Raw genomic sequence first — 16,729 nt, 5'->3', positions numbered from 1 at the left:
GAGTTTAGCCCACCCCCTGGCTCTTTCCAGGTGGCGAAGCGCCTCTTGAGCCATCTGTGTCAAACTTAAGGATTACGCTTTTTCCACCAACCCCTGACGCAGCATCATGGCCACCGACTATCTCAAGCGCATACTCACCGCCAAAGTCTATGACGTCGCTATCGAGTCCTCCCTCGACGCGGCTCCCCAGATTTCGGCGCGAATTGCGAACACGGTGCTGCTCAAGAGGGAAGACACCCAGCCCGTCTTCAGCTTCAAGCTGCGGGGTGCCTACAACAAGATGGCCAATCTGCCGCCCAAGGCGCTGGAACGCGGCGTCATCGCCGCCTCCGCGGGCAACCATGCCCAGGGCGTGGCGCTGGCCGCCCAGCGCATGGGCTGCCGGGCCGTCATCGTCATGCCGGTCACCACGCCCCAGCTCAAGATCGACGCGGTCAAGGCGCGCAACGCCGAAGTCGTCCTGCACGGCGAAAGCTTCACCGACGCCTACAACCACGCCAAGCAACTGGAGGCGAAGGAAAAACTCACCTTCGTCCACCCCTTCGACGACCCCGACGTCATCGCCGGCCAGGGCACCATAGGCATGGAGATCCTGCGCCAGCACCCCGGCCCCATCGACGCCATCTTCGTCGCCATCGGCGGCGGCGGCCTGATCTCCGGCGTGGCCGCCTACGTCAAGCAGTTGCGCCCCGAGATCCGCATCATCGGCGTGCAGACCGAAGACTCCGACGCCATGGTCCAGAGCGTGAAGAAAGGCCGCCGCGTCACCCTGCCCGACGTCGGCCTCTTCTCCGACGGCACCGCCGTCAAGCTCGTGGGCGAGGAAACCTACCGCCTTACCCGCAAATACGTGGACGACTTCGTCGTGGTCGACACCGACGCCATCTGCGCGGCGATCAAGGACGTGTTCGAGGAAACCCGCAACGTGCTGGAGCCCGCCGGCGCGCTGGCCCTGGCCGGCCTCAAGAAATACGCCGCCCAGCACCGCCTGAAGGGCAAGACCCTGGTGGCCATCGCCTGCGGCGCCAACATGAACTTCGACCGGCTGCGCTTCGTGGCCGACCGAGCCGACGTGGGCGAGTCCCGCGAAGCCGTGTTCGCGGTCACCATGCCCGAGGAACGCGGCAGCTTCCGCCGCTTCTGCGAACTGGTCGGCAACCGCAACGTGACCGAGTTCAACTACCGGATGGCCGATTCCGAACAAGCCCACGTCTTCGTGGGCCTGCAGACCGAGTCGGCCGGCGAATCCACCAAGATCGCCGCCAACTTCCGGCGCAACGGCTTCACCGCCATCGACCTCACTCACGACGAGCTGGCCAAGACCCACCTGCGCCACATGATCGGCGGCAGCGGCCCGCAGGCCAATCACGAACTGCTGTACCGCTTCGAATTCCCCGAGCGGCCCGGCGCGTTGATGCGCTTCCTGAACTCCATGTCGCCCAACTGGAACATCAGCCTGTTCCACTACCGCAACCAGGGCGGCGACTACGGGCAGATCGTGGTCGGCCTGCAGGTGCCGCCGTCCGACAAGAAGGAATTCGCGGCCTTCCTGGCGGAATTGGGCTACCGGCACTGGGACGAGTCCGAGAACCCGGCCTATAAGCTGTTCCTGCGATAGCCGCGGCTGCGGCCTCCGCGCGGCGTCCCCGCCGCCGGAGGCCCGCCCTTACGCCAGTTCGAAAACGATATCCTGCGCGCCTTCCCACAGCGTCTTCACGCCCAGCGCGCGCAGGTTTTCCTTGCCCTCGACCACCGTCAGGAAATGGTTGCCGGCCAGTTGGCCCATCTTGCTGGCGAACATGCAGCTGCCATAGGCCAGGATGATTTCGGTCTCGCTGTAGCCGCCCGGATAGAACAGGATGTCCCCCACCGAGGGATGGCTGGTGTGGTTCTCGAACCCCACGCCCAGCTTGAACTCGCCCAGCGGAATCCAGCAGCCCTCGCCGCTCCAGCGCACGTGGATGATCTTCTGCTTGTAGGGCAGCAACTTCAGGAAGGCGGCCACGGTCTCGGGAGCATCCGGATTGGTCTCGGCGATGAACTCGTATTCGGCGGCGCGTATGCGGATTCTTGTCATGGTGGTCTGCGAAGGATTGGGGCCCTGACGGGCCCCGGATGAAGGAAAAAAACCGGCCAGGCGCCTCAGTTTAATCAAATGGCTGTCCGGTTCAGGCGGCGGGAGCGGGGTCGGGATCGCCGATCCACTTCGTGACGGTCGGCGCCTTCCAGGCCGCCAGCCCATCGAGCAGCGCGCCCGGGTCGGCCTCGATCACGATCATGTCGCGGTGCTCGGCCTTCATGAAACCCTCCTGCACCGCGTGCGTCAGCATGGCCCGCATGGGCTCGTAGAAGCCGCGCACGTTCAGCACGCCGCACGCCTTGGTGTGGTCCCCCAGCTGCGTCAGCGTGGCCGCCTCGAACAGCTCCTCGTAGGTCCCCAGCCCGCCGGGCATCGCGATGAAGGCGTCCGCCAGGTCCGCCATGCGCGCCTTGCGCGCCCGCATGTCCGCCACGATCTCGTGCGAGGTCAACCCCGGATGCAGATGGCCGCGGTCGTGCAGCCGGCGATTGATGACGCCCACCGCCTGGCCGCCCGCCTCCAGCACCGTGTCGGCCATGATGCCCATCAGGCCCTTGTGGGTGCCGCCATAGACCAGCGTCAGGCCCCGGGCGGCGAACTGCGCGCCCAGTCGCCGCGCGGCCTGCGCGTACTCGTCCGAAAAACCGAAATTCGAGCCGCAGAAAACTGCGACCCGGCCAAGAGCAAGCGCTGTGCTGTCCATGAAAAAAATCCTCGGTACCGAAGCATGAAAGTGTAAACGCGCCGGGCCGCCCCGATGGCGTCAACACCCTGTAACGCGAGGCACGCAGGATGGCAGCGCTCCACGCCCGAGCATCTCCCCCCATCCGCACCCCGACAACGATGAGCGAACATACCTACCCCGTCATCCCCCTGGACCTCTCCCTGCGTCGCGCCTTCCTGCTCAAGACCTTCCGCACCGCCGGCGCGGTCAGCCTGACGGGCTTCCTGGCCGCCTGTGGCGGCGATGGCGACGACGCTTCCGCCAACCCCGCGCCGGTCGATCCCAAGCCCCCCGTCGACCCCGAACCACCGGTCGAGAAGTTCAACCCCTTCGCCAAATTCAGCGCCCTCCAGCCCGCCGACGCCAACGGCGTGATGTTGCCCAAGGGCTTCTCCTCGCGCATCGTCGCGCGCAGCGGCAAGGCCCCGGTCAGCGGCGGCAGCTTCCTGTGGCATGCCGCGCCCGACGGCGGAGCCTGCTATGCCACCGACGACGGCGGCTGGATCTACGTCAGCAACGCCGAAATGACCGCCCCGCTGGGCGGCGTCAGCGCGCTCAAGTTCGACAAGACCGGCAAAATCGTCGACGCCTACCCCATCCTGAAAGGCACCTCGGGCAACTGCGCCGGCGGCCCCACGCCCTGGAACACCTGGCTGTCGTGCGAGGAATTCGAACTCACCCAGCAGATCGCCGGCATGGTCTGGGAATGCGACCCCTACCGCCCCTGGTCCGACGCCAACCCGCCCCGCGCCTGGCCCGCCCTGGGCAAGTACGCGCATGAAGCGGTCTGTGTCGATCCGGCCAATCGCATGCTGTACCTGACCGAGGATGCCAGCGGCGGACGCATCTACCGCTACGTCTGCGACTCGACCGACTGGCCCACCGGCGCCGCACGCCCCGTCAAGTTCGAATCCGGCCAGCTGCAAGTGCTGCGCATCGACGCCCTGCCCCGCGACGCCGACGCCTCCGACGCCGCCTACGCCGACCTCATCGGCTTCGGCAAGACGCCGGCCTCCGTCACCTGGGAGCCCGTGGCCTTCCCCGACCAGGGCCAGAAGAACATCCGCGACACCCTGCGCAAGGGCGGCATCCTGCCCCCCGGCAACTACTTCCAGAAGGCCGAAGGCATCTGGTTCTTCAACGGCATCGTATTCTTCGTCACGTCCCGCAACAGCCGCATCTGGGCCTACGACACCGCCCACCGCACCCTCGAAGTCATCTTCGACGGCAAACTGGGCCCGGCCGACACCCACAGCATCGACGAACCGGACAACATCACCATCACCTCCTTCGGCGAAATGCTGGTGGCCGAGGACGCGGGCAACCTGGAGATCGGCGTGCTGCGCGACGACGGCACGTCGCAGGCCGTGATGCGGCTGGTCGGCCACGACGACAGCGAGATCACCGGCCCCGCCGTTTCGCCCGACGGCACCCGGCTCTACTTCAGCTCGCAGCGCGGTACGGCGGGCAAATCGGAGGAAGGGATCACGTTCGAGGTGCTGTTGCCGACGAAGCTGGTAGAGTAGCCAGGCAGTGGGGAGGCATGGACTCATGCCCAGCCTGAGCGGGAGCATTCGAACGAACCCATTCGACGGCTGATCTCGAATGGTTCAGCCCCCGCTCACGCGGGGAACAGGGGCGCCTGCGGCACCAACCGGCATCCGCAATGCGGTTCATCCCCGCTCACGCGGGGAACAGTGCGGCATCCCCACCAGCACTCTGAGCCGGGCCGGTTCATCCCCGCTCACGCGGGGAACAGATGCGAACTGGCTGGGGCGAGTGCTACGACGGCGGTTCATCCCCGCTCACGCGGGGAACAGGATGGCGCCCTCAACCGCCGGCAGGCACTCTCCGGTTCATCCCCGCTCACGCGGGGAACAGTGCGAATGCGGCGCATGTCAACCCGCCATGGTCGGTTCATCCCCGCTCACGCGGGGAACAGAGGTGCAATGTGATTCGTTCGATAACCATCCGCGGTTCATCCCCGCTCACGCGGGGAACAGTGCTCGAGTTCATCTTCTTTGTGACCGATGAACGGTTCATCCCCGCTCACGCGGGGAACAGGATCCCGCGCCCGTCCTCGCCCGCATCAGCAGCGGTTCATCCCCGCTCACGCGGGGAACAGAGAGCAGCCATGACCATCGACATCCCCCTGTACGGTTCATCCCCGCTCACGCGGGGAACAGCGCAAGGGCGAACGTGGAGTAATTCTTGTTTTCCGGTTCATCCCCGCTCACGCGGGGAACAGGCCAGGGTGACGAGTTTGTCGCTGAATCCCACCGGTTCATCCCCGCTCACGCGGGGAACAGAAGCGACGGAACAGCGCCGCTTGGTGGTGCGGCGGTTCATCCCCGCTCACGCGGGGAACAGTCGATGACATTCTCGGTCTCCTGCTGCGCCAGCGGTTCATCCCCGCTCACGCGGGGAACAGCGTAGGAACCTTCGCTGCCGGCCGTGGTGTAGCGGTTCATCCCCGCTCACGCGGGGAACAGCTGATCGAGTTGTTCCGCGACATGCAGGGTGCCGGTTCATCCCCGCTCACGCGGGGAACAGTCCTTGTGGGGTCCAAGCGCGGCCGCGGCGCTAGGTTCATCCCCGCTCACGCGGGGAACAGGTTGAATCTCATGGCAGGGAAGCGCCGGCGTGCGGTTCATCCCCGCTCACGCGGGGAACAGACTCTGAGATTCTTCATCTCATTGAGATCGGACGGTTCATCCCCGCTCACGCGGGGAACAGTCCACCCCAGATACCTCCGATGCCGCATAGCGCGGTTCATCCCCGCTCACGCGGGGAACAGCGCCGCCACGGCCGTGATGGCGGTCGAGAGAGCGGTTCATCCCCGCTCACGCGGGGAACAGCATCGTACTAGGTCTGATTTTGGTAGGGGGCGCGGTTCATCCCCGCTCACGCGGGGAACAGGCCGTGCGCGGGCTGCCGTCACCGACTACGGCCGGTTCATCCCCGCTCACGCGGGGAACAGTCCCGGATGAACCCTGGGCAGCGTTCGAGGAGCGGTTCATCCCCGCTCACGCGGGGAACAGGGCTGGAGACTGCCTTTCAGGCAGGACGTTGGCGGTTCATCCCCGCTCACGCGGGGAACAGCTGTCCAGGTGGCCGTCCGGCTGTTCCTTCACCGGTTCATCCCCGCTCACGCGGGGAACAGACATTGTAGGCCCACAACTCCTGCGTCAGTCCCGGTTCATCCCCGCTCACGCGGGGAACAGGTCTGCGCGGACTGGCCGGTTTCCTCGGACACCGGTTCATCCCCGCTCACGCGGGGAACAGGGTGCTTCCCCAAGCCCGCATCCTGCAAATTGCGGTTCATCCCCGCTCACGCGGGGAACAGTTGAGCACGTCGAGCACGATCGGCTGGCCGGCCGGTTCATCCCCGCTCACGCGGGGAACAGTTCTCCCGCAGTACGCGGTTCTGCTCGAGCCGCGGTTCATCCCCGCTCACGCGGGGAACAGGGCGAAGTGCGGAATGTCTCGTCGCCACAGGACGGTTCATCCCCGCTCACGCGGGGAACAGTTCTGCGAACCGTCGTCCAAGACGGACAGTACCGGTTCATCCCCGCTCACGCGGGGAACAGTAGTCCAGCGTCGCGGACACCGCGTTCACCGGCGGTTCATCCCCGCTCACGCGGGGAACAGTCCAAACATAACCGATTGTTTTCAAAGGGAAAAATCGGATGCCAAAAACCCACCAACTTTTCTGTTAAAGAGTTGACCCCTCTGGCAGAAGAAACGCAACCAGCCTCAACCCATCGTAGTCGTCCGGTTCCCGGCGATTCGCCCCAAGCGTTGGAAGTCATAGCCAGATTCGCTGTTGCTGGCCCAAGCCATCACGATGTTGCCGTCTTCATACCCTGAATCGAGCTGCTGCCAGATCATTTCCCGTGTACGGCGCGATACATCACCGGTATAGGCACCGGCTCGGACCTCGAGCAACCAGATGGCCGATCTCCCGCGCAATCTTGGCGGGACGTTCTCGGTGAGAACCACGAGCAAGCTCATCAGCGACTCCGATGCCCGACGTCGCCGTCGCTTTCTGGATTCGGAATGGCTGGAGGTACGGATTCAGGAGGGGCCTCGGGCGGCTGGATACCACCAGCGGCCAACACATCGTCGATCAGGGGAATGATCCGTCCAAGCAGCTTGCCAGATCGAAACAAATCCCGGCAGGCCAATCGCACTTCGCGCTCGGGCGCCTCCGGAGACTTTGCGGCTATGCGAAAAGCCAGGGGGACCGACGATGATGTGCGAAACGGCTGCTCAAGAAGAGATACGGAGCTATTCGGCCGCATGACCCGGATTTGACCTGGGTACCCAGACAACCAAATGAAGTTAAAGCGATTGAGCGCGTGCAGAGAGAAAAACTTAGAACAGCGAGCTAGCGTTCGGAGCAGGAGAGCTTTGTGCTGCCACTTGGAATACCGGTGCAAACGGACCTGGCTCCCGTATTCTGAATCATTGTCCGCCAGCTTCGTCGCGCAGGTTTCCTAGCTGCAGCAGTAGTGTGGGCAAGGCCAGCTTCACAGTGTCCCACACAATGCCGAGATCGATATCAAAGTAGCCATGAGCCATGCGATTACGCATCGCACGCATATTGCGCCAAGGCACCTCGGGATGGGCTGCGGCAAAGCTGGCATGGTGATCTATGATTTTCGTAACAGCCTCTCCGATGATGATGAGGCTCATTACAACCGCCTGCTGCGTCCGCCGGTCCGTCAGGAACTCGTCTTTGGACATGCCCTCGGTGAAGTGCACGCATTCACGGCGGCTTGGTGCATGTGATCGAGATAGTCAGGAAGGCGATTCATACGGGTTGGGCTTCCGCAAGAACCTTGGCCCGAAATTTCATGGGCAAATCGCCCGGGGTAAGCAAGTCGACATGCACCCCAAGCAGCGTTTCCAATTCGTCCTGGAGGCCGCCGAGGTCGAACAATGTAGCGCCGGGTAGAGCATCGACCAAGATGTCAAGATCGCTGCCGTCCTGATCGGTACCGTGTAGAACCGAACCAAAGACACGTGGATTCGCTGTCTTGAAACGAGCTGCCGCTTCGCGTACCGCGCTTCGTTTCAATGCAAGAATTTCGGATGGTCGCATGGTCGTCCTCCAGGATTCATTGCGAGGGCACTTATATTGTAGTTCCCGACAAGACGGAGGCCGGCTCGGCAGGTTACGCCGCTCACTTCGTTTGGCTCGCAGATGCTGGCGGCACTTCTGGTGTCGCGAAGCCGCTCAGTTGCGTGTTTGATTACACCACGCTTCCCATCTAGCCGACCGATTCATCCCCGCTCACGGGGGGAACACCCAGCGGTGGCAAGGCGACGAGGACATGACGCCCGGTTCATCCCCGCTCCCGCGGGGAACACGCGCAACCAGGTTGTCGCCGCGCTGGCGAAGTGGGTTCATCCCCGCTCCCGCGGGGAACACGGGGGCGGGGCGATTATTTCGGTTACCGCTTCCGGTTCATCCCCGCTCCCGCGGGGAACACGCGCGCCAAGCTGGGCGACGCGCGCCTGACCGACGGTTCATCCCCGCTCCCGCGGGGAACACGCCCTCCACATGCGGGCGCGCACGTTGTAGTTCGGTTCATCCCCGCTCCCGCGGGGAACACGACACCTCGAATACATCGGTAATTGGTCGCGCCGGTTCATCCCCGCTCCCGCGGGGAACACCGAGGCGGTGCGTCTGTTCACGCAGACCAACGCGGTTCATCCCCGCTCCCGCGGGGAACACTACTCGTAGCCGATGTTCAGGTGGTGCCGGGGCGGTTCATCCCCGCTCCCGCGGGGAACACTACTGGGCCACCGCGAACCGCGAGAATCATGCCGGTTCATCCCCGCTCCCGCGGGGAACACTCGTTGTCGTCCACGGGCCTGAAGCCGCGGCGCGGTTCATCCCCGCTCCCGCGGGGAACACATGTCCGGCCGCGGCCTCGCCAGCACGGCCGCCGGTTCATCCCCGCTCCCGCGGGGAACACGTGGGTCCGGGCCAGCCGGGGGTGAAGGACGGCGGTTCATCCCCGCTCCCGCGGGGAACACCCGGGCTGTAGGCCAGGCGGGCAAAGCGCGGACGGTTCATCCCCGCTCCCGCGGGGAACACGGCGCGGCGCTGGGGGTCCAGGTCGGCAAAGGCGGTTCATCCCCGCTCCCGCGGGGAACACTGCCATTTGTCCGGGTTCGCATTGCAAACCTCCGGTTCATCCCCGCTCCCGCGGGGAACACCTGTTGCCATCATGGCCCTCGTGGTCATTCCGCGGTTCATCCCCGCTCCCGCGGGGAACACGACATGGTTGCTGGCCGCGCATTCGTGGAAAGCGGTTCATCCCCGCTCCCGCGGGGAACACTTGGGCCTGGATCAGGCGGCGGAGGCTCTTTTCGGTTCATCCCCGCTCCCGCGGGGAACACGCCTCTTCGATGATGCGCATCGAGGCCTCCGCCGGTTCATCCCCGCTCCCGCGGGGAACACACCAAATATAAGCACTTGTTTTAAAAAGAGAAAATCGGCCTCTTTAAATCCACCAATTTTTTAAAGAACCAGACCCAGCTGAAAAATAAAAAAATCGTCCCCAAGCCATCATAGCCAATCAGCTCCCAGCCGCAACAAATGCGAGCTCTGGACGTCCCATATGGAATGAGAACCCAGGCTCCATCCGCAAGCACAGCCCGCTCACATCCTTAACTCAAGGTGGCTTTTTCCTCGATCATGCAACCGGCGGTTGATGACGCCCAACTCCAGCCGTGGTGCTCATGAGACGTCTAATCTCCGGCCGCATCACGCCATGGCCATGTCGTTCTTGCGCTGCGCCCACCCTGTCAGCCTGACTTCGATCAGGGCCGAGACCGCATACAACGCGACGCCCAGCACCGCCAGGATGAACAGGCCGGCGAACACCAGCGGCACGTCGAAGTTGCCGCTTGCGATCATCATCACGTTGCCGATGCCCTTGTTGGCGGCGACGGTCTCGGACAGCACGGTGCCAACGAACGAAAGCGTGATGGCGATCTTCAGGGATGCGAACAGATAGGGCAGCGCGCGCGGCAGGCCTACGTTCCAGAGCACGTCGCGCTTGCTGGCACCCAGCACTTTCAGGACGTCCTCCAGTTCGGGCTCGGTATTGGCGAGGCCCGTGGCCACGTTGACCACGACCGGGAAGATGCTGATGACGAGCGAGGTCAGGATCGCGGGCATCGTGCCGGCGCCGAACCAGACGACGAAGATCGGTACCACGGCCACCTTGGGAATGCTGGAGAAGCCGACCAGCAGCGGATAGGCCACGTCGTAGGCCAGGCGCGAGGAGCCGATGATCATGCCCAGCACGATGCCCACCAGCACGCCGAGCACGAACCCGGTCACGGTCGTGTACAGCGTCTGCACGGTATGCGGCCAGAGCAGCGGCATCTTCTCCACCAGCACGGCGGCGATCTGGCTGGGGCGCGGCAGGACCAGGTCGGACACGCCCGTTGCCAGGCAGATTACCTCCCATAGCAGGAAGAAACCGGCCAGTGCCAGGACGGACAGGATGTAGCGCTTCGTCTTGGGCGAAAGCAGCGGCTTTTTCTCATCGCTCATGCGACTCTCCTTGCGAGCGGTTCGATCTCGGCGGGAGCGGTATCGCTCTCCGTGCGCGCATGGGCGATGCGCATGCGCAGTTCCTGGACCAGGGTGGCGAATTCCGGCGCGTAGCTGTCCTCCAGCGTGCGCGGGCGCGGGAAACCGACCTCCCGGTCCTCGAGGATGCGGCCGGGGCGCGAGCTCATCACGCAGATGCGATTGGCCAGGTAGGCGGATTCGCGTAGGTCGTGCGTCACCAGCAGCACCGTCGGCCGCTTGGCGATCCACAGCTCCTGCATGATGGCCCACAGTTCTTCCCGGGTGAACTGGTCCAGCGCGCCGAACGGCTCGTCCAGCAGCAGCAGTTGCGGGTCATGCACCAGCGCGCGGCACAGCGACGCCCGCTGCAGCATGCCGCCGGACAATTGCCATGGGCGCTTGTCGCCGAAGCCTTTCAGGCCCACCTGTTCCAGCAGCGCCTCGGCCCGCTCGGCGAACTCGCCCCGCTTCTTGCGGGCGTAGTCGGCGCGGAACGGCTGGACGATCTTGAGCGGGACCATGACGTTCTCGCGGATGGTCAGCCAGGGCAGCATGGTGGGGTTCTGGAACGCCAGGCCGATGCGTACGCGCGGCGTATGCGGATCGACCGGTCCGCCGCCCTTGGCGCCGGCCTCGCGCCCGCCGACGATGACGCCGCCGGAACTGGGATTGAGCAGCCCCGCCACCAGTTTCAGGATGGTGGATTTGCCGCAGCCGCTGGGGCCGACCAGCGCGACGAAGTCGCCCTGGTCGATGTCCAGGTCGGTGTGGTCCAGCGCCAGCGTGCCGCCGCCGTAGCGCAGCGTCACGTCCGCCAGTTCGATGAAGGATCGGGTCATGGAGTCATTCCCTGAGGAGAGACGGCGCATCGATGCGCAGGATGGCGGCCACCGGCCCGCCGCCGGGTGGACCTTGATGCTCGGCGCCGCCGGACACGTACAGCGCGGTATGGCCGGCTACCGATGCCAGCACGCCGCCGACCGCCGCGCGCGCATGGCGGGTGGCGTTGATGTCGGAGTCGTTGAGCATGGTGTGGCGCTGCCCCCGCACGCCGCCGTCGGGACTGGCCTCGGCCTTGGCGAGCAGGTTCACCAGCCGCTGGCCGAGCGCCTCGGCATCGCGGTCGGGATCCAGGCCGAAGGACTCGCGCAGCATGGCGCGCACACTCGCGGCGTCCACGGCGTCCCGCATCAGCGTGTGCGCAATGCGATAGGGCGACAGGCTGCCCTGGGCCTCGCCCAGGACGATCACCACGTTGCCTTCGAGTTCGATGCCGGCCGACACCGATGCGCGGGCCGACCACAGCGACCAGTCGTCCAGCACCGAGTCATCGCCGACGCGTTCGCGCGCGATCTCGCCGGTCGCCACCGCCACGCCAAGCGCCGAGGCGCCACGCGAGTAGCCCATGGACTCGTAGGTGTCGCGCGTGACCGGATCTGCCGAGCGCGACAACGCATCGTTCACCTTGGCCGAGGTCAATAGCGGACACTTGACCTGCACGAAATGCACGTCGGCCGCCGACACGATGCCGGCGTCGGCCATGGCGGCCTTCACGGCCTCGGCCGTGGCGTCGATCTGCGCCACGCGGCCGATTTCCTCGGGCGCGAAATCGCGCGCGTGCGCAACGCCCACCACCAGCCGCTTGCCCACCGGCGGCGCGTCCGCGGCCGTGGCGAAACGGCGCGTGAATACGGTGAAATGCGGCGACAACACGCCTTCGGTCCCGCCCGACATCACAAGCGCCACGCGCGATTCGACCTCGGCCGGCGTGCAGCCCAGGTAGGGAGCGAGGAAATGGCACCAGCTCACCGCCGCATACTCGCGCGTGTGGTCGTTGACACAGCCATTGCCTTCGGTCTTGCCCATGACCGCCACGACGTGGCGCGGATCCAGTTCGCCCGTGTCCACCAGCGTCCCGACTCCGGACAGGTCGCCCGGCCCGCGGCAGGATACGCGATGCACGCCCACGACCTGCGCCCGGCGGCCCGCGGCTTCTGCTGTCCCGGTCATGTGGCCTCCCGGCTGGGTGCCGCCGTGGGCGGGACACCCGCCGGCGTCTCCAGGATGTTCGACGTGTAGCTCTCGACGTTGCGGGGCCTGGAAGCCGGCATGCGCTGCACGCCCTTGACCGACTGTCCCCACCCGGCGGCCTCCTCGACCAGCCGGCCGTCGCGCATGACGAAGCGGCCGCGCACCAGAGTATGCAGCGGATACCCCTTCACGACGCGGCCGTTCCATGGCGAGATCTTGCTGACGCTGTGCAGCTTGCCTTCCGACAGGACGCCTTCGCGCGCCAGGTCCACGATGGCGATGTCCGCATGCGCGCCGGCGGCGATCACGCCTTTCGTGCCATACAGGCCCCAGGCCTTGGCCGGGTTGACCGAGCTCCAGCGCACATAGTCCATCAGGCTTGCCCGCCCGCGGTTGATCTCGGTCAGCATCAGCGGCATCTGCGTTTCCACCCCGGGAAAGCCGCAGTCGCATTGCCAGATATTCGGCCGGTTTTTTTCTTCCGGCGTGTGCGGGGCGTGGTCGGTGGCGATCATGTCGATCACGCCTTCCACCAAGGCATCCCACAGCGGCTGGTTGTGATGGGCTTCCCGTATGGGCGGGTTCAGGCGCAGGATGCCGCCCAGGCGCGTCATGTCGCCGATGTTCAGCAGCAGGTACTGCGGGCAGGTCTCGACCGTGACGTCCACGCCGCGCCGCTTGGCGTCGCGCAGCAGGAACAGCGAATCGCGTGAACTGTGGTGGGCGATGTGCACGCGGGCCCCGGTCCATTCGGCCAGGGTCAATACCCGGCCGATGGCCTCGATCTCGCATACGGCGGGACGCGAGGCAAGATGGGCCATGGCGTCGATGCGTCCCGCCTCTTCCATGCGCTGCTGGCGGCGCGCCATGATGGACGAGTTCTCGGCATGCACGACCGTGCGTATGCCCAGGGGCGCCAGTTTCTCGAACCCCTCCAGCAGCGCGCCGTCGGTGGGCGCGGGCAAGTTGCCGAAGGTGTTGCCGACGAAGGCCTTGAAGCTGGTCACGCCCGCATCCAGCAATTCTTCCAGCCTGTCTATGGTGTCATCGCCCAGGAGGCCATGGATGCCGTAGTCCACATAGGACGATTCCGCCGCCTTCTGCTTGATGCGCAGCGCCTCGACCGTGCCGGTGGCGGGGTTGGTGTTGGGCATCTCGAACACGGTGGTGACACCGCCGCAGGCTGCTGCGGCCGACCCGCTCTTCCACGTTTCCTTGTTGGGATACCCTGGATCGCGGAAATGCACGTGGCTGTCGATCGCGCCCGGCAACAGGTACAGGCCGTCGGCCTGCAGCGTCTCTCGCGCGGAAGGCATCATGTCGTCATGGCCGACGGCGACGATCCGGCCGCCGTCGATGGCGACCGACGCCTCGATGATCTGGTCGGGCGACACGATCCTGCCGCCCCGGATGAGGAGATCTACCTGGCTCATGTGTCTTCTCCTTACAGTGCGGCCCAGCCGCCGTCGACCGGCAGATCGACGCCGGTGATCTGGCGCGACGCGTCGCTGGCAAGGAAGAGGCAGGCCATGGCCACGTCCTCGTCGGTGGAAACGCGGCGCAGCGCATAGTCGGCAGCATGGCGCGCCATGGCCTCTTCCAGCGGGATGCCGTGCTTGCGCGCCATGTCCGCGCAGACCTTCTCGCGAAAGCGGGGGCCGTCGACCATGCCCGGGGCAACGCAATTGACGTTGACGTTGTGCGGGCCGGCCTCCAGGGCAAAGCTCTTGGTAATGCCGCGCAGGCCCCATTTCGAGGCGGAGTACGCCATGCGACCGGCGCGCCCGCGCATGCCGAACGTGCCGCCGACGTTGACGATCTTGCCGTAGCGCCGGGCGATCATGCCGGGCAGCACGGCATGCATGGTGTTGAAGCAGCCTTTCATGTTGAGGCCGACGATCTCGTCGAACTCCTCGGCGGTGGTCTCCCAGCCCGTCTTGCCGATCGGGCCCGAGCCGCCGGCCACGTTGACCAGGATGTCGACCCGGCCGAAGGCCGCTTCGGCTTCCCGCCCCAGGGCCTCGGTCTGGCCGGCGTCGATCAGGTCGCACCGGATCACCTTGGCGCGCACGCCCAGCGCGCGCGCCTCGGCGGCGACCGGCTCGATGGCGACGACATCCCGCCCGGCCAGCACCAGCGCACACCCTTCACGGGCGAAGGCAAGGGTGATCGCCCGGCCCATGCCCTTGGCGGGGCCGGTGATGACGGCCACTTTGTCTTTCAGCTGCAATTCCATGTCTTATCTCTCGTTCAATGCGGTAGTACTCGATCCCGCCGCGCCTGCCGTCGCCGGCGGTGCGGGGGTTCAGAAATGCGTGGGCCGCTCGGCGCGCGCCGGCAGAAAGCCGCGGTCGAACACCGCTGATACGGCGGGCGTGCTGCCCAGCTGGTTGGCCTGCACCACGAGATCGATGGCCCGCTTCAGGCGGGCATCGTCCACGTCGCCGAGCCCGATCCTGGCAATCTCGGGGTGGCTCATGTCGCGCTTCATGGTCGACAGGAGCTTCTCTTTCTCCAGCTCGGCCTTGAGCAGCGGTTCGCGCTTGAGCACCGCGGCGATGCCGGCGTCGGGATCGGCCACGACGTCCTTGATCGCCTTGTTGAGCGCGCGCAGGAAACCCTTGACCGCCTCGGGGTTCTCCCTGGCGAACTTGCGCGAGAACATGATGGTGTTGGAGTACAGGTCCAGGCCGTAGTCGGCGTACTTGATGAAGCGCAGGTCCTTCTCGGGATCCATGCCGCTCAGCTTGGCGGCGAACCACACGGTGTTCACGTAGCCGAACACGCCGTCGACCTGGTCGCGCAACAGCATCTGCTCGCGCAGGTTGGGCGCCATGTTGTTGATCTTGACCTTGGCCAGGTCGAATCCCGCCGTCTTCGCCAGCGTGGGGAACAGCTTGAGGGCGCCGTCGCTGGCGGGCCCGCCCAGGGTGCGGCCCTCGAAATCCTTGGGCGTCTTGATGGGGCTGTCTTTTTTCACGACCACGGTGAACGGCGCGACGTTGTACAGCATGTAGACGGCCACCGGCGCATCGTCGGGCCGGCGCGCGGCAAAGTCGATCAGCGCATTCATGTCGCCGAACGCCGCGGTGTACGTACCGGCGGCGACCTTGGGCACGCCGGCTGCCGACCCCTCGCCCTGGTCGATCTGGACATCCAGTCCTTCGGCCTTGAAATAGCCGCGCTCCTGGGCCAGGAAGAACCAGGCCTGTGCTCCCTCGTACTTCCAGTTCAAGGTCAGCTTGATCCGGGGCTGGGCATCGGCCAGGGCCGGAAGCGCCGACAGGCACAGTCCGAGCGCGGCGGCGCCGGCCGAGGCGCGAACCAGCCGTTTCAGATGATCGATCATGGAGCGATTCCTATAGAACGAGGAGTGGAGGGAAGCTCCGGCGATTGCGGAGCGTTGGCTGCCAGCGCGCCAGCCAGGTCTTGCGCGCTGGCGACGAAGCCGTGCAGTTGTCTGACCAGGAAATGAATGGCCTGGGTGACGTAATCAGGCGATGGCGACCCGCAGGCATCGGCCAGGAGAATGTTGTCGTAGCCCAGAAACCCCGCATCCTGCAGCGTGGAGAACACGCAGCGGTCGGTATTCACGCCCGCGTAGAACAGTGTCGTGATGCCCTGCTGGCGCAGCAGGCTGTCCAGCTCGTTGTCCCAGAAGCCGCTAAGGCGATGCTTGTAGACGGTCACGTCGTCCGCCGCCACCGGCAGTTCCTCGACGACGCGCGCGCCCCACTCGCCGGCCACCACGCTGGGGCCGCGATCATCGGGCGAGCACTCGGCATAGCCCACGCCGTCGGCGCTGCGCTTGCCTTTGAAAAGGATGGTGGGGCTGAGATTGAGGCGATCGGCACGCACGCCCCAGTTGAGCCAGACCACCCGTCCGCCCGCGGCGCGCCATGCCGGCAACAGCGCGGCGATGGCCGGGATGGGTGCGCGCATGGGCGAGACGTCCACGCCTTTCTGGCCGAACCAGCCGTCGGCATGGCAGAAGTCATTCTGCATGTCGATCACGATCAGCGCGGAGCGAGCAAGATCGAACTCCAGCGCCTGTCCATCGGACGGCAGGCGCAGCGGCCGGGACGGGCGGGCCGGGCGGACGAGGCTCAGGCAGTCGTCTCGCTGGGTCCATGCGTTGTCCGGCGAGGGGCCGAAGGAATGGGTGGGAACAGTCGGTGCGGTCATGGTCTGGACGATGCGTGGATGCCGGCGAATCCCGGAACATGATTTGCTCTATGCAATGACCGTACCCGTCCACCTGATTCTGCGATCCAATTCAATGCCATTTGACGGA

The 16,729-nt window shown here is 65.6% G+C and carries 13 protein-coding genes, 1 pseudogene and 2 CRISPR repeat arrays; of the genes and pseudogenes, 2 read left to right on the top strand and 12 right to left on the bottom strand.

The features are described from left to right. Positions 1 to 106: 106 nt before the first annotated feature. Complete coding sequence (gene ilvA / locus N5K27_RS03435) at positions 107 to 1,618, top strand: threonine ammonia-lyase, biosynthetic (RefSeq protein WP_087841574.1); 1,512 nt, start codon at positions 107 to 109, stop codon at positions 1,616 to 1,618. 48 nt (positions 1,619 to 1,666) lie between these two features. Here ilvA and N5K27_RS03430 read toward each other — a convergent pair whose 3' ends face one another. Both N5K27_RS03430 and N5K27_RS03425 read right to left on the bottom strand, forming a co-directional pair. Further along, positions 1,667 to 2,077 (bottom strand): DUF3830 family protein, encoded by a 411-nt coding sequence (locus N5K27_RS03430; protein ID WP_087841573.1) that lies wholly within the window; start codon positions 2,075 to 2,077, stop codon positions 1,667 to 1,669. Between the two features lie 91 nt (positions 2,078 to 2,168). Continuing rightward, complete coding sequence (locus N5K27_RS03425; protein WP_279814672.1) at positions 2,169 to 2,783, bottom strand: TIGR00730 family Rossman fold protein; 615 nt, start codon at positions 2,781 to 2,783, stop codon at positions 2,169 to 2,171. A gap of 140 nt (positions 2,784 to 2,923) precedes the next feature. On the opposite strand from N5K27_RS03425, the gene N5K27_RS03420 reads away from it, so the two are divergent. After that, positions 2,924 to 4,330, top strand: coding sequence for an alkaline phosphatase PhoX (locus N5K27_RS03420; RefSeq protein ID WP_279814670.1), 1,407 nt, complete (start codon positions 2,924 to 2,926; stop codon positions 4,328 to 4,330). A gap of 81 nt (positions 4,331 to 4,411) precedes the next feature. Beyond that, positions 4,412 to 6,455: direct repeats of the CRISPR family, unit length 29 nt; unit sequence CGGTTCATCCCCGCTCACGCGGGGAACAG. Positions 6,456 to 6,560: 105 nt separating this feature from the next. On the opposite strand, the gene cas2e is transcribed toward N5K27_RS03420, so the two are convergent. From cas2e to N5K27_RS03370, 10 genes and pseudogenes are all read right to left on the bottom strand, one after another. Further along, on the bottom strand, positions 6,561 to 6,818 hold the full coding sequence (gene cas2e / locus N5K27_RS03415; protein WP_347944186.1) for a type I-E CRISPR-associated endoribonuclease Cas2e: 258 nt from the start codon (positions 6,816 to 6,818) through the stop codon (positions 6,561 to 6,563). Between the two features lie 453 nt (positions 6,819 to 7,271). Continuing rightward, positions 7,272 to 7,624 (bottom strand): annotated as a pseudogene (locus tag N5K27_RS03410) (DUF86 domain-containing protein). Beyond that, positions 7,621 to 7,911, bottom strand: a complete 291-nt coding sequence (locus N5K27_RS03405) for a nucleotidyltransferase family protein (RefSeq protein ID WP_087780757.1) — start codon at positions 7,909 to 7,911, stop codon at positions 7,621 to 7,623. The pseudogene N5K27_RS03410 and the gene N5K27_RS03405 overlap by 4 nt, the downstream one beginning before the upstream one ends. A 178-nt stretch (positions 7,912 to 8,089) precedes the next feature. Beyond that, a CRISPR array of direct repeats spans positions 8,090 to 9,279; the repeat unit is 29 nt; unit sequence CGGTTCATCCCCGCTCCCGCGGGGAACAC. A gap of 306 nt (positions 9,280 to 9,585) precedes the next feature. Then, a complete protein-coding gene (locus N5K27_RS03400; RefSeq protein ID WP_087841568.1) occupies positions 9,586 to 10,383 on the bottom strand; it encodes an ABC transporter permease in 798 nt (265 codons plus the stop codon). Beyond that, positions 10,380 to 11,243 carry an ABC transporter ATP-binding protein gene (locus N5K27_RS03395; protein ID WP_279814665.1) on the bottom strand — a complete coding sequence of 288 codons (864 nt, stop codon included), beginning with the start codon at positions 11,241 to 11,243 and terminating at the stop codon, positions 10,380 to 10,382. Before N5K27_RS03395 ends, N5K27_RS03400 begins: the two co-directional genes overlap by 4 nt. Positions 11,244 to 11,247: 4 nt before the next feature. Beyond that, a complete protein-coding gene (locus tag N5K27_RS03390) occupies positions 11,248 to 12,414 on the bottom strand; it encodes a ring-opening amidohydrolase (RefSeq protein WP_279814663.1) in 1,167 nt (388 codons plus the stop codon). After that, complete coding sequence (allB, locus tag N5K27_RS03385; RefSeq protein ID WP_279814661.1) at positions 12,411 to 13,868, bottom strand: allantoinase AllB; 1,458 nt, start codon at positions 13,866 to 13,868, stop codon at positions 12,411 to 12,413. The genes N5K27_RS03390 and allB overlap by 4 nt, the downstream gene beginning before the upstream one ends. Before the next feature lie 11 nt (positions 13,869 to 13,879). Further along, positions 13,880 to 14,671, bottom strand: a complete 792-nt coding sequence (locus tag N5K27_RS03380) for an SDR family NAD(P)-dependent oxidoreductase (protein ID WP_087841564.1) — start codon at positions 14,669 to 14,671, stop codon at positions 13,880 to 13,882. A gap of 69 nt (positions 14,672 to 14,740) precedes the next feature. Beyond that, positions 14,741 to 15,784: an ABC transporter substrate-binding protein gene (locus N5K27_RS03375; protein ID WP_132979113.1), complete on the bottom strand. Its 1,044-nt coding sequence runs from the start codon at positions 15,782 to 15,784 to the stop codon at positions 14,741 to 14,743. After that, positions 15,781 to 16,620 (bottom strand): isochorismatase family cysteine hydrolase, encoded by an 840-nt coding sequence (locus tag N5K27_RS03370; protein ID WP_279814658.1) that lies wholly within the window; start codon positions 16,618 to 16,620, stop codon positions 15,781 to 15,783. The genes N5K27_RS03375 and N5K27_RS03370 overlap by 4 nt, the downstream gene beginning before the upstream one ends. Positions 16,621 to 16,729 lie beyond the last annotated feature (109 nt).

The organism is Pigmentiphaga sp. GD03639, assembly GCF_029845405.1.
Taxonomy (GTDB): Bacteria; Pseudomonadota; Gammaproteobacteria; order Burkholderiales; family Burkholderiaceae_B; genus Pigmentiphaga; species Pigmentiphaga daeguensis.
Note: the sequence above shows the minus strand (reverse complement) of the source record. Positions and strands in the feature narration are given on the sequence as shown.